We start from the raw sequence: 25,101 nt of genomic DNA on the forward strand, positions 1-25,101 counted from the left end.
CAACCTACTCGTGCACCGCCCAACGGCGCGCCGCATTTCCTTTACGGCCTTGCACGACGGTGCCGCTCTGCGCGACCGCGTGCTGGCCCACGCTTTCCTGCATCTGCCCGCCACGTCGGCTCCGGCTGCTTACTGAGCGCGCATCTCCACTTACAAAATGTGAAAGCAGCTGTTCAGGGGTGGGCCTCACCCCCCGACCCCCTCTCCGGGGAGAGGGGGAGCCGGTTATGCATCTACCGGATTCGCCTGGCTCCCCCTCTCTGAAGGAGAGGGGGCCGGGGGGTGAGGCGCAACTTTGGCCATCGGTTTGGGGTTTTGCAGGTAATCTTTGCCCCGTACTTTGCCTGTTTATGCCTCGCCCTAAACCTGTTGTTTTTGGTCTTTACAGCTGGTCGCCGGCTTACGGCTTCCGGTACATCCACCCCGCTAACCGCCGCTCCTTTGAGTTATTGGAGCCAGTGGGCAAGTTGTTCGAGAAAATCAGTGAAGACGAAGAAGGGGAGTGGATGACTCTGCGCTACGACGAGCAGCAGTTTCTGGTGCGGCCTGAGCTGTTCAAGGAAATCTACCACAAGCCCAGGTTTAGCTTCGGCGATTCGGTGGAAGAGGTAACCTCGCTGCCCGGTCAGTACCGCCATTTTGGTCAAGTTTCCGACGTGTTTTGGGACGAGGCCACCGACACCGCCTCTTTTCAGATCGTGGAGCGCAAGCGTAAGCTGCCGCGCATTTTTAAAGCTACCGAGCTGCGGGCCGACTAGCCCCAGGCAGCAGAGCCATTACGTCAAATAAATTAAGGGTAATTAGAGGGGCTGGAACATCCCCGCTAAGGAAGCCTGCCTCCGACGGCGCCCCAGGAATGGATAACGATGTCAGTCCTTGGGCCTCCGCAGCAGTACCGCGCCCACGAATAAGGGCGAGCCTTTCTGTTATTCCGACTCTATGCTCACCAGCCTATTCGGGGGATCTATGGTGGAGCTGATGGCGCGAACGCTGGGAGGCGAGCCGGCGGCTGTTGCAGGTGGGTAAATGTAGGGTCGCCTGGGTACCCCAAGGGCTATTGCTTACGTTTCTTATTCTAAGCCAAGTGATATTATAGCGACTAGGCGGGTAGGCTACGTACCGGGCCATTATCGCGGCAGGAATGCCTTGTATCCGGAAACTAAGTGTGGTTTCTCTCTGGCCGAGGAGGGCGGCACTGATAAAAAGTCATATCATTTCGGGGCTCCGCACCGATCGGCTTACCTGATTGCTGCCGGCTCCCGAACCAAACCTGCGAATCAATCCAGGGGTAGCAGGCCACTATCATCGAGGGCGTCGATGGACCCACCGGCTTCTTTACACGTCTGGCCAGATAGCTGTTTTGGAAATAATGAGGATGAGTAACTGGTAACAGGATTTTGGCGTTAGCTTGGATCTTCAGTTTGTTGTTTGTTTATTAGCCACTTCAGTAGAATAGTTCAGTAATTTCCATACTCACTTAACAAATGCTATTATGGAACATAACCACTTTCTGAAAGGTGATTCGCTTTTCCACGAGCCTCACGAGCAAGCCCCTACGCCATCGACCTCTTGAGGTGAGGCCTAGTCCACACCACTTTCTATCCTTCATCTACCTACCCGATTCACTTAACTGAATAATACCATGCACACCATGCTAACTATCCTCTTACGCCAGCCACTGGCCCAACCCTGTTATCACGGTTCTGCCTGCTGCTGACGACTTTGGCCTTTGCCACTGACCATTACTTGGTTTTAATGGCAACGGTGACTCTTTTTATGGATGAAGCCAATCATAATTACCATTTGACACCTAACCGACTCGGCCGTGATAAGCCAAGGAGGGCATCTTCGGGCTAGCCTACGATGTACGATGACAATGTGCAGGGCTTGCCGACCTGAAGGCCTACGAGTTGAACACGCCCTTAAGCGCGGGGGCCAATAATCATTTGGCGGAGCAGGTCGGGCCTCGGGGATGGGGTTGGATCCGAACCCGGCCCGCGGGTAGGTAGGCCTCGGTTTGTCGGCGTTCACCCCGAAAAAGGCCGTCTGGGCACGCATCAGGCATGTGAGTAGGCGAGAAGTCTTGGCCGAGTACCATACCACCGTCAGCCAATGCCGAAAGTGCGGTGCGCTTAGCCATCAACCAGCTCTGCTCGGGCTTGTTCTGGGTTCGGGGCCAGGCAGCAAAGTCGTCAAGTTGGTTATCCTTCCTTAACTGCAGTAATTTGGTAAACTACTAGGAGATTTCGGGCCGCTAGTAGGACTTTTGTTGAGCACGGCACTCGTAGTGAGTGCTATTGATTCACGTAACTAGTTATCCTGGTGTTTATAACCCCGTCATGGGATTGGAGTCGCCATAGTCTGCTTGGAAAACGCTTTTGGTAAGTTTAAGCTAAACAATTAAATAGATGCGGTGTTGAATTACAAATAATATATTATTAAACAGCGGAAGACAAACAGGCTGGGATAGACCAGTCCAAACGGCGGTTGTGTTAGGCATAAAAGAAAAGAGAAGTCAAGACGATTAAGTACAACCTCTAATCAATTACGAGTATGAAACATAATCACTTTCTGGACCGCGATGTACTTGTCTACGAGCTTCAGGAGCCGACCCCTACACTACCATTCCTCTGAGGTGGATCCTAGTTCACAGCTACTTACTATTCTTATCGCCTCTACCTGCGCGATCCACTTAATTGAATAATATCATGCATACCACACTAACTATCCTTTTAGGCCGACGCCCCGCCCGAGCCCTGTTGTCGTTGCTCTGCCTGCTGCTGACGGCTCCGGCTTTTGCCACCGACTATTACGTGGCCCTCAACGGCCGCGACACCAATAATGGCCGCTCGCTGACCACCCCCTATGCTACCCTCCAGAAAGCCTCGGACGTGGCCGTGGCCGGCGATATGGTCTACGTTCGGGCCGGAGTGTATCGCGAAATGGTGGACCTGAAGGCCGACCGGGTGACGTTTCAGCCCTACAATGGGGAAAGCGTGACCATCAATGGAACGGACCTGATGCGGGACTGGACCCCGGTGGCCGGTTCGACCTACCAGACGACTATGGCCTGGGACGTGGACGCCCGGTGGGGCACCAACCAGGTGTTTGCCGACGGGCGAATGATGGAGCTGGCCCGCTGGCCCGATCAGACCGCGAGCGACCTGGTCATGCCCACCAATGCCAAAGCCGATGCCGTGAGCGCCTCGGGCAACTTATTTACCATTACTGATGCGGACTTCAACGAGCCCGCCGGTCGCTGGGTCGGCGCTCAGGTCTGGGTCAATCTGGCGCGGCTGGATCTCGACGGGCAGGGCTGGACGGGCACCGTGGTGGCCACCAGCGGCAATACCATCACTATCGATTTTCGCTCACCACCCCGATTAGGGTACCAAGCCTGGAGCTTAGGGGAAGGCACGGAATATTTCTTATTCAATCCGACCCCGGCCGGGGTCAATGCCACCGGGGGCGTGAATGCGCTGCTGGGCCCGGGCGAATGGTGGAAAAACGGCAATACACTGTACGTGAAAACACGCAACGGGGGCGCGCCGAGCGCCACGGGCACGGGCTCGAACGTGATTGAAGCCAAACGACGGCACTTTGCCTTCTGGGGCTCGACCACGCGCTCGGGCTACACTATCAAGGACTTTCGCCTGTTTGCCTGCGCCATCACCACCGACAAAGATGCCTTCTACAACCGCGGCATCATCGAAGCGGCCCACGACATCACCCTCAGCGGCCTGAACGTGGAGTACCCCTCGCACCAGACCGACATGAGCGGCAACTGGCAGGACCAGCACTATACCTGGACAGGCATGGTGGTGAGCGGGCGCAATAACACAATTCGCAACTGTACGATCCGCTATTCGGCCACTTCGGCCTTGAGCGTCCAGGGCTTTGGCATCAAGGTGCTTAACAACCGGATTCAGGATGCTAACTACATGTGTTCCAACTCCGGGGCGATGAATACCGGCTTTATCTGCAAAGATGCCGAGATCGGGTATAACAAGATCTGGAACACCACCATGATGGCCATCAACTTTAAATATTCTCAGAACAGCAATCCGGATGTTCGGGACGTGTACCGGATCCATCACAATGAGATCTATGATTTCATGCGCCGGAGCTGGGATAGCGGGGCCATCGATATGGTAGGGTCAGATTTGCAGTGGATTCGAATCGACCACAACCGGATTTACAACACCCTACCCGATGCTAAATACGGGGGCCGGCGGCATGGAATCTACCTCGATTTCGGTAGCTCTACAAATGGCGAATTGAGAATACGGGCGACGGTAGACCACAATGTGGTTTACGAGGTCGACAATCCAATGTTGATTAACCCCGGTATCGAGGTGAATGTCTTTAACAACACCTTCCTGGCTCATGCCCCAGGGGGAGGGCGTATTGCCAGGGGGGCCTTAGCAATCACCCTGAACTCCACCAATACGGGAAGAAACATCAAGGTATATAATAACATACTAAGTAATCCGCTGGTTCTTTACCCCGCTAATAGTCCGAACCTGTTAGACATCCGCAATAACCTATTCAATGCGGCCGGAACGGTGCTCTCGACCCTGTTCGTGGACGCGGCTGGTGGTGACTACCGTCTGAAACCGACGGCGACGGACGCGATCGACAAGGGCATTTCCGTGCCGCCCTACGATGACAATGTGCAGGGCCTGCCCGATCTGGGCGCCTATGAGCTGAATACGCCCTTGAGCGCCGGGGCCAATACCCCTGCGGCGGACGAGGCACTCGCCCCGGGTCTGGGGCTGTATCCGAACCCGGCCCGCGAGTGGGTGAGCCTTGATCTGTCGGCCTTCGCCTCGGAAAAGGCGGTCTGGGTGCGCATCGTGGATGTGAGCGGCCGGGAAGTATTGGCAGAGTATGTGCCGCTCTCGGCCAAAGCTGAAAGCGCCGTACGCTTGCCCATCGGCCAGCTTGCCTCGGGTCTGTTCTCGGTGCGGGCCCAAGGCAGCAAGACGAGTAAAACCGCTAAGCTCGTAATTCTGCGCTAAGCGGTTTCCCATACGGATGCGGCAACACAGCCTGACTAGGAATAGTCAGGCTGTGTTGCTTTTCAGGCCTCTCAAAGCTGCGGCATAGCTGTCGCCTGAATCAGGAGCCAGCGGTAGTGGAAAATAGCAGGAGTGAGAATCTGTTGCTGTCGCAACGCCTGGCGGCTAGCTGGCGCATGCATGGGCCTGAGCAGCATTATTTATCCCAACTAAGCGGAGCGTGTCGGCGACCAAGCGCCGGGAAAAGCAGGTTTCAAATGGCTTTCTGTCAGTCCTCAGCACCTGGGCCAAGCTCATTGCCAGCCCCTATTCCAGGCCAATGGTAATGCCCATTACCACGCTCACGATGCCCAGCACCACTAGGCCCAGGTACAGGGGCCACACGAACTTCAGCCACTGCTCGAAGCGCACCCCGGTGGCGGCCAGCATGGCCATGAGTGTGCCGTTGGTGGGCGTTATCAGCTCGCACAGGCCCGCCCCGTACTGGAAAGCCAGCACCATTACCTGGCGGGAGAGGCCAATGAGGTCGGAGAGGGGCGTGAGCAGCGGCATGGTGAGGGTGGCCTGCCCGCTGCCGCTGGGTACGGGTACGTGCAGGGCCGTTTGCACGGCCATCATGCCCAGGGCCGCAAACGCTACGGGCAGGTGGCTCAGGGGCTCGGCCAGCCCATGTACAATGGTGTCCACGATGTTGCCCTGCTCCAGCACCACGAAAATAGCCCGGGCAAATCCGAGGAGCATGGCCGAAAACGCCATGTCGCGAAACCCTAGTACAAAACCTTCGGCCGTGCCGGTGAGGCCGCGGCCCCCCAACAGGCCGGCCGCCACGCCCAGCGCGAAGAACAGGGCGGCCATTTCCTCGAAGCCCCAGCCCTGCCGCACCACACCGTAGGCAAAAAAGCTGAAGCCCACCAGCAGGAGCAGCAGAACCAAACCGTGGCGGCCGGAGCCGGTCGCATCGGCCGCCCGCTCCTGCTCCGTGGCCTCCACCAGCACGCGGTGGCGCTGGGCGTGGCGGATGGTGCCCCAGAGCCAGAACGCCAGGGCCAGCACCAGAAACGCCAGGCGGTAGCCCCCGGCCGAGAGCAGCGGCAGCTGGGCCAGCTTCTGGGCAATACCCACTTGAAACGGGTTGATGGGGCTGAACGAGGCGCCCACGAAGGCTGCTCCCGCGCTGGCTGCCACGGCCGTGAGGGCCGGAAACCCGAGCCGCCGCATCAGCACCAGCAGCACCGGCACCAGGGCAATGATTTCTTCCCCCATGTTCTCGAGGGCGCCCATGGTGGCAAACAGGACCCCGATGAGCGGAATCACCAGCACCTGGCGGCCCTGGGTGCGGGCCAGCAGCCAGTCCACGCCGTGGCGCAGGGCCCCCGTTTGGTCGACCACCGTGAAGGCGCCACCCGCCAGGAAGATGAGAAACACCACGCCCGCCGCATCCGCCAGGCCCTTGGGAATGTCCACCACCATGTCGAGCAGACCCACCGGGGTAGCGGGCACGCGGTGGTAAGAGCCGGCTACCACTACTTCGCGCCGGGTCACGGGGTCTTGTTTGCGGTCGAAGCGGCCGGCGGGTAGGACGTAGCTCAGCGCGGCGGACAGAATGATAAAACCCACGAGCAGCACGAGTGGGTGAGGAAAGCGGAAGGTATTCATGGGCGACTCCCGCTCCCGGTTATCCTCTTAAAAAAGGACCGTCAGGAGGCCGAAGCTGATTAGGTAGTGGAGGAAAGGTTTACGGTTCTTCGCGCTTAGCAAAGAGTTCAGAGTGAAAGCCCAGGGCTAGAATCCGTTGCGGTTTGACATTTCTACATTCACATTATTCGAATCTGCATCACCCCAGAGGTAAAAGGCCGCGCCGGCCAGCAGCAGGCCCAGTAGCACCAGTAGCAGCACCTTCCAGAACGAGAGGGGCCGCGAGCCGCTCACTTTCCCGGTCTGCCCGTTCACCAGGAAGTGATAGAGCTTGCCCCGGTAGGTGTAGGCGCAGAGCCACAGCGGCAGCAGCAGGTGCTTAAAGGACTCGTTGCTGAGGGTCGTGGCCACCTCCAGGCCGCGCTGGGTATCGCCGCCCAGCAGCTGAGCACAGGCTTCTTCCTCGCGCTGGTGAATGGTGGCGCGGGCCCGATTCAGGCCCTCGGCCAGGTCGATGGCGTACACTTCGGCCTCCCAGCCCAACAGCACGCGGGGGTCGTAGTCGACTACTTCCTGGAGGTTGTAGTTCAGGACCTCATCGACGTGTTTTTGCTGCTTAGCCAGGCTCTGCGACGCCAGGATCAGCACGTCGTCGTAAAAGAAGTCGTGGCTGCCGCTGCGAAACGACCAGCGCGTGCGTCGTTCCTGGCGGGTGACGCTATTTCCTTTGCTATCAGTGCTACTCACCGACACGTAATAATAGTCGCCCCGCTCGCCCTGCCAGTCCGAATGCGCCTGCGCGTCGAAGGTCCAGAAAGGCAGGTACATGCCGTGCAGGTTGTCCAGGTTGGCGGCAGCGGCCAGGTCGTTGGGGGCCAGCCAGCTGGTTCCAATCCAGCGGCGGAAGCCTTCGGTAGCCGCGGCCTTGCTCAGTCGGAACGGCAGCACCCCGGCGGGCTCAATCAGGCGGGTGCGCTGGGCCTCGGGGTTGATGGCCCGGCTGCCGCAGAAACCGCAATTGAGGGTGGGGTGGTCGGCATTGATGCGGGTGCGGGCCCCACAGTTGGGGCAGCTGAAGAGCTGCTGCTCGGCGAGCATTGCCGGATTTAGCTCATCGGCGATAAACAACCCGGTGAGCCGGTTTTCAGTCAGCCGGTCGCGGCTGAAAACCAGCGCTTGGGTAGCTCCGCAATGGCCGCAGCCCAAGACCTGCGTATCGGCCTGAAACACCATTTGCGAGCCGCAGCTGGAGCAGGGCGCGCGCAGCAAGTCAGATTCACGCAGGTGGTGGAGGGTGGCTTCGGTGGCGGGATCCATCAGGGGTGGGGGGTGGGTTCAGACCGAGCTAGGTCGTGCTTTATAGCTGCGCCAGCAGCTCGGCCTTTTTGGCGTCAAATTCTTCGGCCGTCAAAATGCCGTCGGCCTTGAGCTGGCCCAAGTCACGCAGCAGCTGCATCACCTGTTCCCGGTTGGCGCTGGCAGGGGCGGCCGGTGGGGTTGCTGCCGCCTGGGCCGGCGCGGTGGCGTTGCCTAGCATGTTGCCCAGCCCGCCCAGCAGCACGGCGGCCCCGCCAATGCCGCCTTCCTGCTCCGCTGCTTTTTCCACGGCCAGGCCGGCCTGGAACTGCTGAAACCGGCCCATGTCGCCGGCCATACTCATCTGGGTAGTCTTGTCCAGGAAAGCCTCTACTTCGGCCGGCAGGCTGGCATTCTCGAGGTAGAAGCGCGTGAGCTCCAGGCCGTAGGCGCCGAAGTCGTCCTGCAGCAGCGGCCGTAGCCGCTCGCCCAGCTCCTGGTAGTTGCGGGCCAGGTCGAGCACCGACACGTTGGCCTCGGCCAGGGTATCGGAAAACTTGTTCACGATGGCCGAGCGCAACTGCCCTTCCACGTCCGTGATGCGAACCAGGGAGTTGGTACCCGCGAATTCGGTCAGGAACTTGGTGGCTTCGGTCACGCGCAGGGCGAAGGTGCCAAAGGCCCGTACCCGCACTTGCTTGAACTCCGGGTCGCGCAGGATAACCGGGTTGGGCGTGCCCCACTTCAGGTTGGTGAACTGCTTGGTGGCGACAAAGAAAACGTCCACCTTAAACGGCGAGTCGAACCCGTACTTCCAGCCGCGCAGGGTGGTGAGCACCGGCAGGTTCTCCGTGGTCAGCACGTGGCGGCCGGGCCCGAAGACGTCGGCAATTCGGCCCTGGTCCATCAGGATGGCCATCTGGGAGTCGCGCACGGTAAGCTGCGCCCCGTTTTTGATATTGTTTTCGTGGTCCGGAAATTTCCAGATGACCGTATCGGTTGAGTTATCAACCCAGTCGATAATCTCAATCAGCTCGTTGCGAATAAAGTCGAAGAGGCCCATGCGAAGACAAGCAGGTTAGGGTAGTAATTTGGTGCAACCTAAGGAGAAAAATTGACACCTCCCCGCCTTGTCGGGCTTCCGCGCCGCCCGTGCTGCTCATGACCTACACCCACTTCAAAGCCCTGCACCAGCGCCGCCAGGCCGAGTACCTCGCCCGGCACGGCCACTGCCTGGCCGAGCGCCAGGAAGACAGCTTCGTGCTGACGCTGTACGCAATAGAGGGATTTTACGCCGAAATCTGGCGCAGCCGGGGCGAGGAACCCATTCTTTTCATTCACGTCTTCCAAAGCTCCACTGGGCTGAGCGACTACCTTCGCCTGGTGCAGCTGCCCAGCAACCTGTAAGGCTCCTGTGCCGCTCGGGCAAAGGCAGGTGCGACTCGGGCTTTTCGTTAGTTTCTCATGCAGGCCATTATTTTCTGCGGCATTCAGGCAACGGGTAAGAGTACCTTCTACCGGCAGTTCTTTTTCAATTCGCACATCCGCATCAGCATGGATTTGCTGCGCACCCGCCACCGGGAGCAGCGCATGCTGGAACTGTGCCTCGATACCCAAGCCCGATTTGTGGTCGACAACACCAACCCAACCGCTGCCGACCGGCAGCGCTACATCGGCCCCGCCCGGCAGGCTGGGTACCATGTGGTAGGGTACTTCTTTCAATCGGCTACGCAAGCGGCCGTGGCCCGCAACCGTAACCGCCCGCTCGAGGAGCAGGTGCCAGACCGCGGCATTTTTGGGACCCGGGCGCGGCTGGAGTTGCCCGCCTACCCCGAGGGATTTGATGAGTTACACCACGTCCGCATCGCCCCGGACGGTACATTTGTTGTCGAACCTTGGCAACCATGAAATTTAACGACCTTGATGCTCGTCTCCGGGTATATGAAACCGCCCACGACCATTGCGCGCTGCCGGGCCTTTATCTAGTGGCCCGCCTCGATGGGCGGGGATTCACCCGCCTCACCAAAGAGCTGCACCCTTTCGAGCGGCCCTTCGACGCGCGTTTTCGGGACCTGATGGTGGCTACCGTGGCCCATTTGATGCAGTGCGGTTTTCGGATCCGGTACGGGTTTACCGAGAGCGACGAAATATCGCTGCTGCTCGACCCTGCCGAAAACACCTTTGGTCGTAAGCTGCGCAAGTATCACAGCATCCTGGCCGGCGAAGCCTCGGCGAAGTTCTCGTTGCTCCTCGGCGACCTCGGCAGCTTTGACTGCCGTATAGCGCAGCTGCCCCGGCTGAGCGACGTGGACGACTATTTCCGCTGGCGCGCCGAGGATGCGCTGCGAAACGCCCTCAATGCTCATTGTTACTGGCAGCTACGTGACGAAGGGCAGTCCCCGGCCGCGGCCACTGCCGCGGTAAGCGGGCTGAGTACCGCGGCCAAAAACGAGCTGCTGTTTCAACGCGGCATCAACTTCAATAACCTGCCCGCCTGGCAGAAGCGGGGAGTAGGGCTGTACTGGATGGAAGAGCCGCATCAGGGGGTTAACCCCTTGAAAAAGGAAGCAACCCTGGTAGCGCGCCGGCGCTTGCATACCGAATACGAACTTCCCGTAGGACCCAGCTACGGCGTATTTATTCAGCAATTGCTAGCCGAATAATCACCAGCGTCCTCACTCCCTTAGCCGGTCTACGTCGATCAACTGGTATTTGCCCTGCCTGGTTTTTGATATCCTATTCAAACCTATTATAGGGCAGGGAGATTTCCTTTAGCGCTGAATGCCGCCCCGGTAATATAGGATATTTGTTATAATATTCTGGTTTCGCTTGTGCTTGGTTTCAGCGGTGCTACCGCTTCACGTTCCGACTCCAAGGTCACTCAGTCCAAGCGGTCGGCTTCTTTCGAGGCAAAGCCATGGCGGCCGGTGACCCGACGGTTCCACCGATTTGTTGGGCCGCGTTTAGAGTAACAGCAGCAAGACGGGAATGCGTTTTGCTGCCAGCCTGGAGAGCGGCCCGGTAGCTCGCGTTTGGGAGTGTACTCAGGGCATCGATTTCAAGCCACTGCTTATAATGCTCCAGGCAAGCAGGCTCGCTATTACCAGCAGCCCCATCCAGTGCCAGAGCGGTGCCCGCGTTTGCCCTTTCAACTGTTGGGTGGAGCTGCGCAGCTCCGCCGGCATCCCATTCTCTTCCCAGGCTTGCTGGCAGTGGCCGCAGTGCACGAACGTGGGCTTGCTAAACGGAAACAGCGGAATCCAGTAGATGTGGACGTAGCGGCTGTACACGCTCAGGTGCATTTTTTCGGGGGTGGCACAGCTAGGACAGGCTACACCGGGCAGCGTTGGTTCCGTAAATAATCATTGAAGAGTAAGAGTAGCGAATGCGCCAGTGGTGGTGGAATTCAGAGCAGCTAAAAATACTGCTAAAAATAATTTAAATATAATAATTTGTACCAGTAGGGTGGCAGGGTGCGCTTGAAAAGGTATTAAGATAGCGCTATTAGCTGCTAAGCGGTTGCTACCTTGCCCCGCATGAAACGCTTCTTGCCGCTTGCTTTCGCGCTGGTTAAGTTCGTGTCGGGCTACTTCTTCATTAGCCCGGCGTACGACTTGCAGCGCGACGAATACCTCTATCTCAACCAGGGCCAGCACCTGGCCTGGGGCTATCTGGAAGTGCCGCCGCTCATTGCCGTGCAGGGGTGGGTAACGCTAGCCCTGGGTGGGGCCGAGGGCTGGGTGAAGTTCTGGCCTTTTCTGTGGGGCGCGGCCACGGTGTACCTGGTGGTGCGGCTGGCTGGCCGGCTGGGCGGGGGCTGGTTTGCCCAAAGCCTGGCGGGCACCTGCTACCTGGCTTCGGCCTTCGCCCGGCTGAACATCCTGTTTCAGCCCAACTCGTTCGAGGTATTCGGGTTTATGGCATGCTTGTACTGGCTGGTGTGCTTTATCCAGGAAGCCCGGCCGCGCCACCTCTACCTGCTGGGCCTGGGGCTCGGGTTGGGCTTGCTGAACAAGTACACCACGCTGTTTTTTATTGCCGCATTGGGCGGGGCGCTGCTGCTCACGCCCGCTCGCCGGCTGCTGGGTAACCGCCACCTGTGGGGCGCGGCGGGCCTGACGCTCCTGCTGTGGCTGCCCAATGCCTTGTGGCAGCTTCGGCACGGCATCCCGTTTCTGCACCACATGGCCCTGCTGAAGGAAAGCCAGCTGGTGCACGTCGAGGCCGCCGACTTTTGGAAGGCTCAACTGCTGATGTGCCTGCCGGCCACGTGGGTGTGGGTGCCCGGGCTGCTGGCCCTGTTAGGCGGCCGGGCGTTTCGGGCTTACCGCCCGGTGGGTTGGGTGCCGGTGCTGGGGGTGGGCCTGTTGGCCGCGCTGCACGGCAAAGACTACTACGCCCTGGGCTACTACCCGGTGCTGTTTGCCTTCGGAGCGGTGTGGTGGGAAACCCGACTGCGCAATTTTCGGGGGAAGGCGCTGGTGCAGCCCGTGCTGCTGGCAGTGCCGCTGGTATTTCTGGTCTCGTTTCTCCCCTTCGTGTTTCCCGTGCGCCGCCCCGCTACCATGGCTGCTCTGCGTCCGCAGTACGTCGGCCTGGGCCTGTACCGCTGGGAAGACGGCCGCGACCACACCCTGCCCCAGGACTACGCCGACATGCTGGGCTGGCACGAGCTAGCCGAAAAAACCTGGGCGGCCTACCAGTCTCTGCCCGATTCGCTGCGGGCCCACACCCTCATTCACTGCGCGAATTATGGCCAGGCCAGCGCCATTAATTACTATAATCGTCACCGGCCCCTGCCGCCCGCCAACAGCCTCAACGGCAGCTTCCTGTTCTGGTATCCGGTGCCGGCGCGGTGTCGAGCCCTCATCATTGTCGACAACGAGCCCGACGACGAGCTGGCCCCGCATTTTGCCGCTTACCGCCGCTTTGGCACCGTCGCCGACTCCTACGCCCGCGAACGGGGCACTGCAATTACTATTGGCATACTTCCCGATAGCTACATTCGGGCCCTCCTGAGCCGGGAATGGCGCGCCGGCCTAGCCGAGTGGGAAGGGCACTGAAGCCAGGGAGCGTACTGTTGTCGTTCTAGCGGGGCCTCTCGTGCCCTCTCCGAGGCCGGCCCCGGTTAGTTTGGGGCGCGGAAGCCTTCAGCGAGAGGGAGCCAGCCGAGGAAAAGTTGCCCCTCTCTTTTTGGAGAGGGATTCGGGTATCAGCCGGTGAAGGGAAATTCGGTGATGCTTTCCCACGGCCCGTTGCGGTAGGCCCAGAGGTGTAACCCGGTGCCCACCGAGCCGAACGGTGCGAAGTCCGATTGTAGGAGGGCCAGCAATTGCCGGGCCGCGGCCGGGTCTACCTTGTTTTGCACCGTGACGTGGGGCTGAAGCTTCTGTTGGTCCTGGGGCGTGAGGTAGGGCGCAAACGCCCGCTGCAGCTGGCGGTGCAGGGCTAGCAGGCCGTCGCAGGCCAGCGAAAACGCCACACCCCGGCCCAGGGAGCGTAGTCCCGTCACTTGCAGCGACAGCGGGGGCTGGGTTTGGCAGCAGGTGCGCAACTGCTCGCTGACGGTGGCCAGCTCGTTGCCGGGCAAGTGGTGGAAGAGCGTCAAGTGGGCGGCCAGGTAGTTGATGTTGGGCGGAAAATGCTGGCGACGCAGGGCATTGAAATACGTGTGGGCCGCGTCGTCCAGCGTGAGCGTGAGGATGAGCGGGGCATCGGCAAAATACGACATGGGGCGGCGAAGAGGATAGCAGCTGATAAGCGTACGCAAAGCAGCCCGTAACCGCTGCATGCTAAGCTGCTTGAGGTGGCGGCAAAACCCCGAGCTTGCTTGATAAAAGACTACAAAATCAAGGAATTAAGCGTCGAGTGAAGGACTTAATTTGGCCTCCAAAACGTTGGTCTTCTATCCCTCACCAACCCGCTTCTATGCTACCTGCTGGCTCCCTGGTTTCGCTTTCGGATACCTTGCTCACCGACGTGCCCGCTCCGGCGACGGCCCCTCGCACTCACTCGGCCAAGCGTTGGCGGCCCCAGCGGGTGGTGTTCACGCCCGATGCGCTCGACGAGGAATTCGGCCAGCAAATTCTGGCTCGCGTCGCGGCTCAGAATCTGGAAGTGGAGCTGCTGAAAAGCAACCGCCTCACCGGCCTGCGGGGCGACGACGTGCGCGCTACCTATCGCACCGCCAAAAATACCCTGGCCATCGTGAAGGCCCCCGCCGGGGCCCTGCGCCTGCAGCCTACGCCCCCTTCGGCCGACTGGCAGCTGAACCTGGCCGAGGGCTGCCCCGCTCACTGCCAGTACTGCTACCTGGCCGGCAGCCTCAGTGGCCCTCCCGTGGTGAAGGCCTTCGCCAATCTGCCCCAGCTGCTGGCCAACACCGCCGCCTACGAGCAGCCCGGCCGGGTGGTCAGCTTCGAGGCCAGCTGCTACACCGACGTGCTGGGCATCGAGCACCTCACCGGCAGCCTGGGCGAGGCCGTCCGGTATTTTGGGGCCCGGGAGGGAGCCCAGCTGCGTTTCGTGAGCAAGTATGACCACGTCGACTCCCTGCTGGGCCAGCCGCACCACGGCCGCACCCGCGCCCGCTTTTCCCTCAACGCCGAGCCCGTGGTGCGCCGTCTCGAAGGCGGTACGGCTTCGGTTGAAGCTCGTTTGCAGGCCCTGCGCAAGCTGGCGCTGCCGGCAGGCAAGGGGGGCGGAGGGTACCCCGTGGGCGTGGTGCTGGCCCCCATCATGCCCATTCCCGATTGGCAGCAGCACTACACCGAGCTGCTCGACCGCCTGCGGGCAGTGCTGGATTTCGACTGCGACCTGATCGCCGAGTTTATCACCCACCGCTTTACGCCCGGCTCGAAAGACGTGCTGTTGCAGTGGTACCCGAACACCAGCCTCGATCTGGCCGAGGCAGGCCGCGCCGTGAAACGCAATAAGTTCGGCGGCCTCAAGTACGTGTACCAACCCGAGCAGATGAAGGCCATGAAAGCCTGGTTCTACGCCGAGTGGCAGCGCCGGTTTCCGCAGGCCCCGGGGCAATACTGGACCTAGCGCCCGGCTTTGCGCGTCTGGTAGCCAGACAGCACCCTCTGGCGGCTGCCTACATTTGGGCATGGATTCCCCTTCCCTCGCCGTTTCGCCGCACGTTCTCCCGGGCCCCCTTGGTACCCCTGCTGGTCTGAGTCCCTATACCCTGGTCATTCAGCACGCGGCCCAAGTGCTGACCCTGGCCGGCGGGCCAACCGACCGCCCATTGGCCGGGGACGCGCTCGGCAACTGGGCCGTTATCGAGGACGGCTACGTCGCGTGCTTGGGGCCGACCATCGTAGCGGTGGGGCGAATGAGCGAGCTGACTCCGGCTCGCATCGGCCCCGGTACCCGCCTTATCAACGCCACGGGGTGCGTGGTGATGCCGGGCGTGGTGGAGTGCCATACCCACTTGGTGTTCGGGGGCAACCGCGCCAGTGAGTTCGAGCGCAAGCTGCGCGGGGAGTCGTACCTGGATATCCTGGCCGGGGGCGGCGGCATCTTAAGCACCGTGCGCGCCACCCGCGCGGCCTCGGAGGCCGAGCTGCTGGCCAACGCCTTGCAACACCTGGAGGGGTTTCGCCGCTACGGGGTGACCACCCTGGAAGCGAAAAGCGGCTACGGCCTCGACCGCGACACCGAGCTGCGCCTCGTGCGCGTGGCCCGCGAGGCCGGGCACCAGCAGCCCGTGCGGGTAGTGCCAACTTTCCTGGGCGCGCACGTGGTGCCGCCGGAATTCAAGGCCGCGGGGCCCCGGGCCTACGTCGACTTTATCTTGCGGGAAGTGCTGCCCGACTTAAAAGGGCAGGTGGCATTCGTTGATGTTTTCTGCGAGGAAGGAGCTTTTCCGCTGGCAGTGGCGCGCTATTACCTGGAGCAGGCCCGGAAGATGGGTTTTCGGCTGAAAATACACGCCGAGCAGCTGCACGACCTGGGTGGCTGTGAGATGGCCGCTTCCCTGGGTGCCCTTAGCGTGGACCATTGCGACTACCTCACGCCGGCCGCGGCCGCCCGCCTCGGGCAGCAGAGCCAGGGCCGTACCGTGGCCGTGTTGCTGCCGCTGGTGCCTTTGTTTTTGCGGCAGGAGAAATTTGCCGCCGGCCGCGAGTTTATCGATGCCGGCTTGCCCGTGGCCTTGAGCACCGACTTCAACCCCGGCTCCTGCCCAAGCAAAAACGTGTGGCTGTCCCTGTCTGTGGCCTGCCTGAAAATGGGCTTCACCCCGAAGGAAGCCGTGGCGGCCGTCACGCTCAACGCGGCCTGGGCCATTGGCCAGCAGCGCAACTGCGGCAGCCTGGAGCCCGGTAAGCAGGCCGACGTGCTGGTCCTGCGTCGAGCAAGCATAGCCGAAATTCCGTATTGGCTGGGCGAAAACCCGGTCCGCGACGTGGTAATAGGCGGCTGTTTGTGTTAGGCAGCCGGTTGAGCGGGGGTGGGGAAGTGAGTACCAAGGTTCGGACGCTTGAGGAATTTTTTAGAGGTAAAAAAATGATATTTGAATTTCATGCTAGCGAATTTGAAATTGACGCTGCTGCTCTTCGTGTTGGTTTTGCTGAGGGAGAAAATGGTGAACATTACTTCATCATGCAACGTGACGAAGAGTTTACAGAAGAGCCTCTTTCCAACCTGGAAAATATCTACACTGAGCGAGACGATCAGTGTTGGGGAGGGTATGGAGGAATCAACCAGGTTAGTCTAAATCGTAACAGCCTCATCATTGATTTAAATCCTGAAATGGCGAATCAGATGGGTGGATATGAGACAATTAAAATTACTTTCTCAACTGACAATTTACAATTTCAGCAGTTACAGAAAGTGTTGCAGCAGATAATGCAGGATTATGAAAGTAAATTAAATTTTGTATAAGAATATTGTATATAAATTAAAGATAAAAGAATCCTATGTTCTTGTTTTGGCTATTCACATTACTCTCTTATTTCTGATAGTAGCAATGAAATGCCAAAGGCTGGTCTGGCGCCCTTTTATGACGAACCCAAACGGCTTAGCCGATCTTTCTGGTCGAATAGGGAGAGTAAGTGTGCCTTGGCGCCCGCGTACGCTAATCAGAAAACAGCGGGAGTCAGCCCCGGGGATAACGTCAGCGGAACTCATAAGAAAGCCCAAGCAAGGCCCCGGCCCCGAAGAGATGGTGCGGAGTTAAGCCGGACAATGGGCGCGGCAGCGAATTTAAAAAATAAGTTGCCGTGGGCTGAGCCAGCACTTCCAGGTGAGAAGCAAGACGGTACCTAAAATCAAGGCCCAGGCTTACGGATGCGCTAAGCGGGCGGTAAGGGCTGCCGCTGATGCTCCAGGCGGTGGGAACTGCCTCTTTACCCGCGCTATTGCCGCCCAGGTACAACGCCGCATCGATCCCCGCCAGCAGGCCGTAGCGTAACCGGCCCCCCGACTGGCCCAGTGCATAACCGAACCGGATAGGCACGGTCAGAAATCGGTAGGTGGAACGGTGGGGTGAGGGGGGAGCCATGTCGAATACGCCCGAACTCAGGATTGGCGGCGTGCTTGTCGACGTTGAAGCCACGTAAGTTGTCTGGCTGGCATACTCCTGGTAGCCTAGGCCGGTACTCAGGCTCCAGCGGCCGGTAAGCACCCGGCGAACCTGCACCTGTGCGCTATAGCCCGTGCTCATTCGTTCCCGCCGGGAGAACTCATTAACGATGCTATCAAGATAGGTGATGATGCCGGTAGGAAGCGAGGGGTCTGAAGCAGGTTCAGCTCCTAAGTGCTGGTGGGTAAGGGTCGGCCCGGCCAGCACCTGCACCGTCCAGCGGCGGACCACTGCCGGAGCCGTCGAAAAAGTATCGGTGCGTAACTGCACCCTGGGTTGGGGAAGCGCAGGCGAAAGCACCGCTACCGGGCGCGATGCCAGCAGGCTTGCGGGAGCCCCTGGGGCATAATCGGTGGCCGAAGCGGCAACCGGGCCGAAAACAGGCGCGGTGCTGCGCTCAACGGCTTTGTGCCCGCCTGCGGAGGGTGCAACCACAACATCAACAGGTAGGCGCCCCTGCTCTGAACCGCTGGTAGAAAATGCAGCAGCAGTCGGTAACTCAACGCTCGAATCAGTGCTGCCTACGGCCAAGCTTGGCTGGCCAGCCGAATAGCGCACCCTGGCACTCCGACTAAGCACCGCTAGCCGAGGGTTGCGGGCCTGGGACCCCCCCGCGAACGGGCCGGCCACCGAGCCGGCCGGCTGGGGACGATAAGGCCCGGAGCGCCGGGAAGCCGCCGAGTCCGGACGGACCTGGGTGGCCAACCGTAGATTATCAGTAGTAGCGGTTGAGGGCGAGGACTTCGTTTCGGAGATCGAAGCCCCGGACATTCCTGGGTTCTCCAGTGCCGCTTTGCCGAGCTTGGGGCTAGCTGACGGCCCGGCTGAGGCTGGTGAGGCAACGGCGGCATTCGTTGGGGCATTTGAGCCTAGGGCCACGGTTTGCGGAGCCGGCATTACGGCTGGGCCCGATCTGCTGACCAGCCACAATTGCCAGCCGGCCGCGCTCAGCACGGTCAGCAGCAGGCCCAGGAGCACAATGGGGCGACGACGGCGCCGCCGCAGCTGCGGTGCAGCGACTGGGGGGGGCAACTGCGCCCGAATTTTAGCCCACAGCGGGGCGGGCGGCTCTTGGCCATAATCGGCCAGCCGGTCGCGCAGGGCATCGTATAAGTCGTCGGGGGTGCGGTCGGTCATGGCAATTGTTGGTAGTGTTGGGTAGCCAGGCGGGATTCGAGCAGCCGGCGGGCCCGCGCCAGCTGCGACTTGGAGGTACCCTCGGCGATGCCCAGCAGCTCAGCGATTTCCTGGTGCGAATAGCCCTCCACGGCGTAGAGGTTGAGCACCGTGCGGTAGCCGGGGGGAAGCGTATTGAGCAGAGCCAACAGGTCTTCGGCCGCCAGGCTCTCAAGCGCCGAGGGCTCGGCGCTGGGCAAGTCGGCCGCCAGGTCGTCGGGGTCGGTGCCGGGGGTCGGGTGGCGCAGGCGGTGCTGTTCTACCGCGTGCAGGGCGGTGGTTACGGCGATGCGCCGGGCCCACGCCTCAAATGGACCTTGGCCCCGGTATTGGTCGAGGCGGGTGAATATTTTAACGAACGTGTTTTGCAGCGCGTCCTCCGCTTCGGCCCGGTTGGGGCAGTAGCGCAGGCACACCCCCAGCAGGCGGTAGGCCAGCCGTTGGTACAGCTGGTACTGAGCGGCCGACTCGCCGCGCCGGCACGCCGCCAGCAAGGCCTCATCGACAGGGGCAATGGGGGGCGGCATAGGAGAACGATGAAGAAAAGCAGGCTGTACACCACCCGCCTTACGACCTGATGACCGGCGAGTACCCCAGGCGGTTGCACGGCCCGAAAGTTATTCTGAAAATATTTTCGATCCATGCCCCGGGCTCGGCCGTCCCGCCAACCCGTTCCCCACTAGCGCCCAAGTAGCGCCGACCCGAGTTGTGCGTAGTGGCCCCCAGGCCGCGCTGTTTTCTTCTCGGGCTTTTCAATGCCCGCTACGCCGTATTCTTGCCAGGAAACTCGTACTCCCAACCCCGCCCCGTCGTGATACGCTATTTCCACGTCGATGCCTTTACCCAGCGCCCTTTTGCCGGTAACCCCGCCGGGGTGTGCCCCCTGCCCGCCGGGCTGCCCACCGAGCTGATGCAGCAGATTGCGGCCGAAAACAACCTGGCCGAAACGGCCTTCATCGTGCCGCGAGCCGGCCGGGCGGCGGAATACGACATCCGCTGGTTTACCCCCACCGTCGAAATCGACCTGTGCGGCCACGCCACCCTGGCGGCGGCCCACGTGCTTTTTGCGCACCTGGGCTTTTCCCAGGCCAAGGTTACCTTTTACAGCCAGAGCGGGCCATTGGAGGTTTCGCGGGAGGCCGATGGCCGCCTCACCCTGGATTTCCCGGCCCGCCCGCCGCAGCCCCTGGCTGCCCACCCCCTGGGGTTGACCGACGGCCTCCGGGCTACGCCCGTGCACGTGCTGGCGGCCCGCGACTTACTGGCCGTTTTCAATACCGAAGCCGAAGTGCGAGCCCTGAGCCCGGATTTTGCGGCTATTACCGCGCTCGAATACGTGGGCGTCATCGCCACTGCCCCGGGCTCCGCTGGTGTTGATTTCGTCTCCCGCTTTTTCGCGCCCCGGGTAGGGGTGCCCGAAGACCCCGTCACCGGTTCGGCCCACAGCACCCTGATTCCATATTGGGCCGAGAAGTTAGGCAAGGCCGAGTTGCGCGCCCGGCAGGTTTCGCCCCGCGGTGGTGACCTGTGGTGCCGGCTGCGGGCCGACCGGGTTGACATCAGCGGCTACGCCGTGACGTACGCAACCGGAGAAATTGCCGCCGCGGACCCTGATGCCGATGGCCAGGTGGGCGCCTAGGGCAGCTTTTTAGCCGACGTTTTTTTAGTCGTGGTTGTGGCGTTCAGTCGACCAGGGTTGTCGGCCAGGAACTTGCCCCAGCTTTTACCGCCGGCCTGCACGTTGTTGCCCTTCTGATAGTGGTGGCACAGGGCCACCGACAGCGCATCGGTGGCGTCCAGAAACTTGCTGGCTTCGGCAATGGGCGGCAGCTTCAGGGTTTGGCGCAGCATGTGCGCCACTTGCTCCTTGGTGGCCGCACCCGAGCCCGTCACGGCCTGCTTGACTTTAGTGGGCGCGTACTCCACATACGGAATCTGGCGGCTGAGCGCGGCGGCAATGGCCACGCCCTGGGCCCGGCCCAGCTTCAGCATGCTCTGGACGTTGACGCCAAAAAACGGGGCCTCAATGGCCAGCTCGTCGGGCAGGTATTCGTCGATCAGCTCCAGCATGCGGTCGAAAATCCGCTTTAGCTTTACGGCGTGATTCGACCCCAGCGCCTTCATATTAATTACGTCGTAGCACAACACGTCGACCCGCTGGCCGCGCACCTCAATCAGGGCGTAGCCCATAATCTGAGTGCCCGGGTCGACGCCCATGATGATTTTGGGCAGCAGCTCGAGGGGGGCAACGGGGCGGGGGCGAAGGGGAGCGGGCAAAATAGCGGGAGTGGAAGGCAAGGAGCCGGCGGCGACAACCAAAGAGCCGACGGCACGCTTCCTTTACAAAGCTACGATACTAGTCAGGCGTGGGCGGCAAAACAACCCGCCTCACCGGTTCTTCCTAGCAAAAGCAAAACCGGCCCCGAAAAAGGTCCCCCGGACCGCCAATGGGCCCGGTTCGTCTGGGGGGGCAAGGTGCTCGTCACCCTGCTTACCCTGGGCCTGCTGTATCATTCTGTTTTTGCCGCCCCCGATACGGCGGCGGCCTGGCAGGCCCTGCTCCGCAGTACGCTCAGCGGGGCCGGGCGGGCTCCCGTGCTACTGGCCCTGGCCCTGGTGCCCATCAATTGGGGCCTGGAAGCCTGGAAATGGCACCGCCTGGCCCGGCACCTCGAGCCCGTCACCTTCGGCCGCAGCCTGCGGGCCGTGTTCGTGGGCCTTACCCTGGGCTTTGCCACCCCCAACCGGGTGGGCGACTACGCCGGCCGCATCATCGAGCTCAAAAGCCGTCGGGTGAGTGCGCTGGGGGCCGTTTTCCTGGGGCGCTACTGCCAGCTCGTGGCCACGGTCCTGGCCGGGGTAGCGGGGCTGCTGTACTTTTTGCTGAAATTTTACTTGCGAGGCTACCCGGCGGCCGGCCTGGGAGTAGTGGCGTCGGCCCTGCTGATTAGCGGGGTAGTACTCGTGCCCCTCTACCGGTCGCGGCTGCTGCTGGCGGCGCTGGGGCTCTGGCGGCCGTTGCGGCGTTTCCGGCCGGCTCTGGCCATCATGCCCACCTACCCGGCGCGGGCCTTGCACACGGTGCTGGCTATCTCGGGGCTGCGCTACGGCGTGTTTTGCGGGCAGTTTTTGCTGCTGCTGAGCGCCTACGGCGTGGCGTCGGCCCCGGGGCCAGCCGTAGCGGCGGTGGCAGGTACTTTTTTGCTCAAGTCCTTGGTGCCCTCGCTCAATGCGCTGGCCGACGTGGGCGTGCGCGAGTTGTCGGCCACGCACTTGTTTGGGCTGCTGGGGCAGCCCGCTCTGCCGGTCCTTAGTGCCAGCCTGAGCTTGTGGGTCATTAATATTGCCCTGCCCAGCGCCGCCGGGCTGCTGCTGGTGCCGGGGCTACGCGTGCTACGCGAAAAGCCCGTGGGCCGATGATGCTGGCGGGGGGAGCCTTGCTGGTGCTGCCCGCGCTCTACGCCGGGCTGCTGGCGTGGCTGCGCGGCGGGTGGCAGCGGAACCTCCCCGAACGGCTCGAGGCTCCAGGCCGCTTAGCGCCCGGAGCAGAGGGCGCCTCCGCTGGTTTTGAGGGGTTCAGTTTAAGCCGGCCGAAAGACTCCATGCTTCAGCCGGCAGCCGGGTTTTCTTCTCTCAGGGAGAAGGCAGAGGCGGAGGTGCCCATAGCGGGCGTTCCGCTCTTCTCCGTCCTCATCGCCGCCCGCAACGAAGCCGCCACCCTGCCCCAGCTCCTCCAGGATCTGGCCGCACAGATCCTGCCGGCCACCCGGTTCGAGGTGCTCATTGCCGATGACCACTCCACCGACGCCACGGCGGCGCTGGTAAGGTCCGCGGCCGAGCAATTGCGGGTTTCATTACGGCTGCTCGGCCTACCCGCCCACCAGACGGGCAAGAAAGCGGCCCTGCTCCTGGCCCAGCAAGCGGCCCGGGCACCCTGGCTGGTGTGCACCGATGCCGATTGCCGCGTGGGGCCCGGCTGGCTGCTGGCCTACGCCGCGCGGCTGGCGCGCACTCCAGCCGCCAATTTCCTCAGCGGCCCGGTGCTGCTCACTGGGCCCGCTACTGTTCTGAATACGCTGGTGGGGCTGGAGTTTGCCGGCCTAGTGGGGGTGGGGGCCGCCTGCCTGGCCCGCCAGCAGCCCACCATGTGCAACGGCGCCAACCTGGCCTACCGACGCACCGCGTTCGAGGCCATCGGGGGCTTTGCTGATAACGCGCACCTGGCCAGTGGCGACGACGAGTTTCTGCTGCATAAAATGCACGCCCGCTTTCCCGGCTCGGCGTATTTTCTGGCCGATGCCGCGGCTATCGTGCGCACGGCCGCGCCGGATACGCTGCGGGCCCTGCTGACGCAGCGGGTGCGCTGGGCCAGCAAGTGGCGGCACTACCAAAGCGCCGCGCCACGCCGGCTGGCCCTGCTGGTGCTGGGAGCCAACGTGGCCCTGGCGGCCGGGGTGGGAGCGGGGCTGCGCTGGCCTGCCCTCTGGCCCTGGGTGGGAGCCGCCTGGGCCCTCAAGCTAAGCGCTGATGCCTGGTTTTTAACGCCGGTACTCGGGTTCTTTGGCCGGCGCAAGTGGCTGTGGGGCCTGCTGGCGCTCCAGGTGCTGTATGCCCCGTACGCCCTGGCCGTGGGGGCAGCTGGCTGGCGGGGCGGCTACCGGTGGAAGGGACGGGCCGTGCGGTAGGCGGGCCGCTGGTAGGATACAAAAATATCGCAAAAAAAGTCAGCGGGCGGGCTTGATTAGTAAATTTGCCGCATATATATTACACCCTAGCCCCGTTCCTTATGCGCTCTAACCCGGTTGGTTTCGCTCTTTCGGTTGGCATGGCTTTGATTGCCGTGCTGTTTGGCTTCACGTTATTGAGTGCGGGTAGCCTGGTGGGCTTCGCGGCCGACGACGTTGCATCAGGGCCCGCCGCGCCGGACAAGCCCGTAAGCAAGGATTCCATTATGTCGCTGACGAAAGCCGATGGCGCCGGGCCGGCGCTTTCGGCCGAGGAAGCCGCCCGAGTGGCCGCGGGCGATGCCTTGTTTAAAGCCAACTGCGCCCAGTGCCACGCGGTGAACGAGCAGGTGGTGGGCCCGGCTCTGGCGGGCATCACCAAGCGGCGCTCCATCTCCTGGCTGATTCCCTGGGTGAAGAACTCCAGCAAAGTAGTGGCCAGCGGCGACGAGTACGCCGTAGCTGTCTACACCAAGTACAACAAGCAGCAGATGCCCTCCTTTGCCCTTTCCGACCAGGAAATCACCTCGATTTTTGCCTACGTCAATGCCCAGCCGGCCCCGGCGGTAGCGCTGGCACGGTAACGCCGAGCATCACGCCAACATCACCGTCTAGCTGCGTCCAGTTTTGGCTGGGGGCGTAGGTCCGCGACACGAATCCGTCGAGGTACAAGGCCTGGCGGCAGCCGGCCCGCCTGAAATAATTGGCGAAGTCGTAAAAATTAATGGGGGCTTTCGACATCGCCAACAGCAGCCGCTGGTCGGGCAGGATGCCGACGCCATTACGGATTTGCACATTGGCCGAGCCCGGCTGGAAGGCCGGGTGAATGTCGCCATCGATAACCAACAGGGGCCCCGATTGGGTCGCGTAGGTAACGGCGCCCGTACTCAGGAAATCTTCGGTTTTGCAAATGCGCGCGGACCCCTTGGTAGTGAGGTAAAAGACCCCGTTGGGTTTCAGGTAGAAGTTGCCGTGGCCGGTGGCCGTATCCAGGGGCTTTATTGTTCGTCCATCCTGAATAAAGAGGCCCTGGGGTGCGTACGCGGCGTCGAACATGCCCGCGTTCATCGCGAAAAGAAGCTTCTGGCCCCGGGCGTCGAGCCAGCTTTTCAGCCCTCGCAGGCTCTGGAAGCGTCGATTTTTATCATCTTTCCAATACAACTGGCAGGTCGTGCGCCGCAAATCCACCCGGTAGCTGACAAAAAGGGACGGCTTGGGTTGCGGGCCCGCCCCGGTGGCCAGGGTTGCCACCATCAGTGCCAGCAGGGAGGCGAGCCGGGATTTGAGTTTGCTCAACTTGCCGAAAGATAGCAATTAGGTTGCCGGACGAACCAAGCAAATGTAGCAGTTGCCCGGCTTACATTTGCCCTACTTCCTTCATCTGCGCTTTTCTAGTGACTGACCCCGAATTCGACCTGCTCGACGAGTTGTACTTCGTCACCCCATTTCGCACCTTACTCCAGAAAACCGGCCTGCCCGCCTCCGAGTTGGAAGACCAGCTGCGCAGCTTGCTGGAGCAGGGACTCGTGCGCAGCTTCTGGCCCGACCCGGACACCGAGCTGGCCTACGAAACCACCTCGTTCGGGGCCATTGCCCGCGATGCCTCCTACCTGGCTTCCAAAGAAGGGCTCCTGCAACACAATACTCGCTAGCGGTG

General features: G+C 61.5%; 24 protein-coding genes. 15 read left to right on the forward strand and 9 right to left on the reverse strand.

All coding sequences use genetic code 11. The features are described 5' to 3' along the window. Nucleotides 1-10: 10 nt before the first annotated feature. The 3 genes from IC235_RS22480 (at nucleotide 11) to IC235_RS11935 (ending at nucleotide 5,021) form a co-directional block, all read left to right on the forward strand. Nucleotides 11-136, forward strand: coding sequence for a hypothetical protein (locus IC235_RS22480; protein ID WP_262892818.1), 126 nt, complete (start codon nucleotides 11-13; stop codon nucleotides 134-136). A 214-nt stretch (nucleotides 137-350) separates the two neighbouring features. Continuing rightward, nucleotides 351-758: a DUF6960 family protein gene (locus IC235_RS11930; protein ID WP_191005408.1), complete on the forward strand. Its 408-nt coding sequence runs from the start codon at nucleotides 351-353 to the stop codon at nucleotides 756-758. A 1,950-nt stretch (nucleotides 759-2,708) separates the two neighbouring features. Continuing rightward, nucleotides 2,709-5,021: a T9SS type A sorting domain-containing protein gene (locus IC235_RS11935; RefSeq protein WP_191005409.1), complete on the forward strand. Its 2,313-nt coding sequence runs from the start codon at nucleotides 2,709-2,711 to the stop codon at nucleotides 5,019-5,021. Between the two features lie 306 nt (nucleotides 5,022-5,327). Here IC235_RS11935 and IC235_RS11940 read toward each other — a convergent pair whose 3' ends face one another. From IC235_RS11940 to IC235_RS11950, 3 genes are all read right to left on the reverse strand, one after another. After that, a complete protein-coding gene (locus IC235_RS11940; protein ID WP_191005410.1) occupies nucleotides 5,328-6,677 on the reverse strand; it encodes a YfcC family protein in 1,350 nt (449 codons plus the stop codon). A gap of 126 nt (nucleotides 6,678-6,803) precedes the next feature. Further along, nucleotides 6,804-7,973 (reverse strand): hypothetical protein, encoded by a 1,170-nt coding sequence (locus tag IC235_RS11945; RefSeq protein WP_191005411.1) that lies wholly within the window; start codon nucleotides 7,971-7,973, stop codon nucleotides 6,804-6,806. Nucleotides 7,974-8,013: 40 nt separating this feature from the next. Beyond that, nucleotides 8,014-9,015 carry an SPFH domain-containing protein gene (locus IC235_RS11950; RefSeq protein ID WP_191005412.1) on the reverse strand — a complete coding sequence of 334 codons (1,002 nt, stop codon included), beginning with the start codon at nucleotides 9,013-9,015 and terminating at the stop codon, nucleotides 8,014-8,016. A gap of 98 nt (nucleotides 9,016-9,113) precedes the next feature. Here IC235_RS11950 and IC235_RS11955 point away from each other — a divergent pair, with 98 nt between their 5' ends. The 3 genes from IC235_RS11955 to IC235_RS11965 are packed head-to-tail and all read left to right on the forward strand — an operon-like array spanning nucleotide 9,114 to nucleotide 10,615. Further along, the gene (locus tag IC235_RS11955) at nucleotides 9,114-9,359 is read left to right on the forward strand and encodes a hypothetical protein (RefSeq protein WP_191005413.1); all 246 of its coding nucleotides are present in this window, start codon (nucleotides 9,114-9,116) and stop codon (nucleotides 9,357-9,359) included. Nucleotides 9,360-9,416: 57 nt separating this feature from the next. Continuing rightward, nucleotides 9,417-9,860, forward strand: a complete 444-nt coding sequence (locus IC235_RS11960; RefSeq protein WP_191005414.1) for an AAA family ATPase — start codon at nucleotides 9,417-9,419, stop codon at nucleotides 9,858-9,860. Further along, the gene (locus IC235_RS11965; RefSeq protein WP_191005415.1) at nucleotides 9,857-10,615 is read left to right on the forward strand and encodes a tRNA(His) guanylyltransferase Thg1 family protein; all 759 of its coding nucleotides are present in this window, start codon (nucleotides 9,857-9,859) and stop codon (nucleotides 10,613-10,615) included. The genes IC235_RS11960 and IC235_RS11965 overlap by 4 nt, the downstream gene beginning before the upstream one ends. 381 nt (nucleotides 10,616-10,996) lie before the next feature. Here the strand turns inward: IC235_RS11965 and IC235_RS11970 are convergent, their stop codons facing one another. Further along, nucleotides 10,997-11,296 carry a zinc-ribbon domain-containing protein gene (locus tag IC235_RS11970; RefSeq protein ID WP_223847258.1) on the reverse strand — a complete coding sequence of 100 codons (300 nt, stop codon included), beginning with the start codon at nucleotides 11,294-11,296 and terminating at the stop codon, nucleotides 10,997-10,999. Nucleotides 11,297-11,488: 192 nt separating this feature from the next. Here IC235_RS11970 and IC235_RS11975 point away from each other — a divergent pair, with 192 nt between their 5' ends. Beyond that, a complete protein-coding gene (locus IC235_RS11975; protein ID WP_191005417.1) occupies nucleotides 11,489-13,015 on the forward strand; it encodes a glycosyltransferase family 39 protein in 1,527 nt (508 codons plus the stop codon). Nucleotides 13,016-13,164: 149 nt separating this feature from the next. Here the strand turns inward: IC235_RS11975 and IC235_RS11980 are convergent, their stop codons facing one another. Beyond that, nucleotides 13,165-13,683, reverse strand: a complete 519-nt coding sequence (locus IC235_RS11980; RefSeq protein ID WP_191005418.1) for a 2'-5' RNA ligase family protein — start codon at nucleotides 13,681-13,683, stop codon at nucleotides 13,165-13,167. Nucleotides 13,684-13,880: 197 nt separating this feature from the next. Between IC235_RS11980 and IC235_RS11985 the strand changes: the two genes are divergently transcribed. The 3 genes from IC235_RS11985 (at nucleotide 13,881) to IC235_RS11995 (ending at nucleotide 16,844) form a co-directional block, all read left to right on the forward strand. Beyond that, entirely contained in the window at nucleotides 13,881-15,002 is a 1,122-nt protein-coding gene (locus tag IC235_RS11985; protein WP_223847245.1) for a spore photoproduct lyase family protein, read from the forward strand. 61 nt (nucleotides 15,003-15,063) lie between these two features. Next, the gene (gene hutI, locus IC235_RS11990; protein ID WP_191005419.1) at nucleotides 15,064-16,392 is read left to right on the forward strand and encodes an imidazolonepropionase; all 1,329 of its coding nucleotides are present in this window, start codon (nucleotides 15,064-15,066) and stop codon (nucleotides 16,390-16,392) included. Between the two features lie 74 nt (nucleotides 16,393-16,466). Continuing rightward, complete coding sequence (locus IC235_RS11995; RefSeq protein ID WP_191005420.1) at nucleotides 16,467-16,844, forward strand: Imm10 family immunity protein; 378 nt, start codon at nucleotides 16,467-16,469, stop codon at nucleotides 16,842-16,844. 232 nt (nucleotides 16,845-17,076) lie between these two features. On the opposite strand, the gene IC235_RS12000 is transcribed toward IC235_RS11995, so the two are convergent. Both IC235_RS12000 and IC235_RS12005 read right to left on the reverse strand, forming a co-directional pair. Then, on the reverse strand, nucleotides 17,077-18,681 hold the full coding sequence (locus tag IC235_RS12000) for an outer membrane beta-barrel protein (protein ID WP_191005421.1): 1,605 nt from the start codon (nucleotides 18,679-18,681) through the stop codon (nucleotides 17,077-17,079). Continuing rightward, nucleotides 18,678-19,247: an RNA polymerase sigma factor gene (locus IC235_RS12005; RefSeq protein WP_191005422.1), complete on the reverse strand. Its 570-nt coding sequence runs from the start codon at nucleotides 19,245-19,247 to the stop codon at nucleotides 18,678-18,680. Before IC235_RS12005 ends, IC235_RS12000 begins: the two co-directional genes overlap by 4 nt. 284 nt (nucleotides 19,248-19,531) lie before the next feature. Here IC235_RS12005 and IC235_RS12010 point away from each other — a divergent pair, with 284 nt between their 5' ends. Next, nucleotides 19,532-20,359: a PhzF family phenazine biosynthesis protein gene (locus tag IC235_RS12010; protein WP_317173566.1), complete on the forward strand. Its 828-nt coding sequence runs from the start codon at nucleotides 19,532-19,534 to the stop codon at nucleotides 20,357-20,359. Here IC235_RS12010 and ruvC read toward each other — a convergent pair. Next, a complete protein-coding gene (gene ruvC / locus IC235_RS12015; RefSeq protein ID WP_191005508.1) occupies nucleotides 20,356-20,937 on the reverse strand; it encodes a crossover junction endodeoxyribonuclease RuvC in 582 nt (193 codons plus the stop codon). The two genes, IC235_RS12010 and ruvC, sit on opposite strands and share 4 nt — an antisense overlap. A gap of 258 nt (nucleotides 20,938-21,195) precedes the next feature. Between ruvC and IC235_RS12020 the strand changes: the two genes are divergently transcribed. The 3 genes from IC235_RS12020 (at nucleotide 21,196) to IC235_RS12030 (ending at nucleotide 24,028) form a co-directional block, all read left to right on the forward strand. Then, nucleotides 21,196-22,140 (forward strand): lysylphosphatidylglycerol synthase domain-containing protein, encoded by a 945-nt coding sequence (locus IC235_RS12020; RefSeq protein ID WP_191005424.1) that lies wholly within the window; start codon nucleotides 21,196-21,198, stop codon nucleotides 22,138-22,140. Next, the gene (locus IC235_RS12025; protein WP_191005425.1) at nucleotides 22,137-23,405 is read left to right on the forward strand and encodes a glycosyltransferase; all 1,269 of its coding nucleotides are present in this window, start codon (nucleotides 22,137-22,139) and stop codon (nucleotides 23,403-23,405) included. Before IC235_RS12020 ends, IC235_RS12025 begins: the two co-directional genes overlap by 4 nt. 101 nt (nucleotides 23,406-23,506) lie before the next feature. Continuing rightward, nucleotides 23,507-24,028, forward strand: coding sequence for a c-type cytochrome (locus IC235_RS12030; RefSeq protein WP_223847246.1), 522 nt, complete (start codon nucleotides 23,507-23,509; stop codon nucleotides 24,026-24,028). Here IC235_RS12030 and IC235_RS12035 read toward each other — a convergent pair. Continuing rightward, the gene (locus IC235_RS12035) at nucleotides 23,988-24,740 is read right to left on the reverse strand and encodes a phosphodiester glycosidase family protein (RefSeq protein WP_223847247.1); all 753 of its coding nucleotides are present in this window, start codon (nucleotides 24,738-24,740) and stop codon (nucleotides 23,988-23,990) included. The genes IC235_RS12030 and IC235_RS12035 overlap by 41 nt on opposite strands. Nucleotides 24,741-24,838: 98 nt before the next feature. On the opposite strand from IC235_RS12035, the gene IC235_RS12040 reads away from it, so the two are divergent. After that, nucleotides 24,839-25,096, forward strand: a complete 258-nt coding sequence (locus tag IC235_RS12040; RefSeq protein ID WP_191005426.1) for a hypothetical protein — start codon at nucleotides 24,839-24,841, stop codon at nucleotides 25,094-25,096. The last annotated feature ends 5 nt before the right edge of the window (nucleotides 25,097-25,101 follow it).

Source organism: Hymenobacter montanus (genome assembly GCF_014699115.1).
GTDB classification, from domain to species: Bacteria; Bacteroidota; Bacteroidia; order Cytophagales; family Hymenobacteraceae; genus Hymenobacter; species Hymenobacter montanus.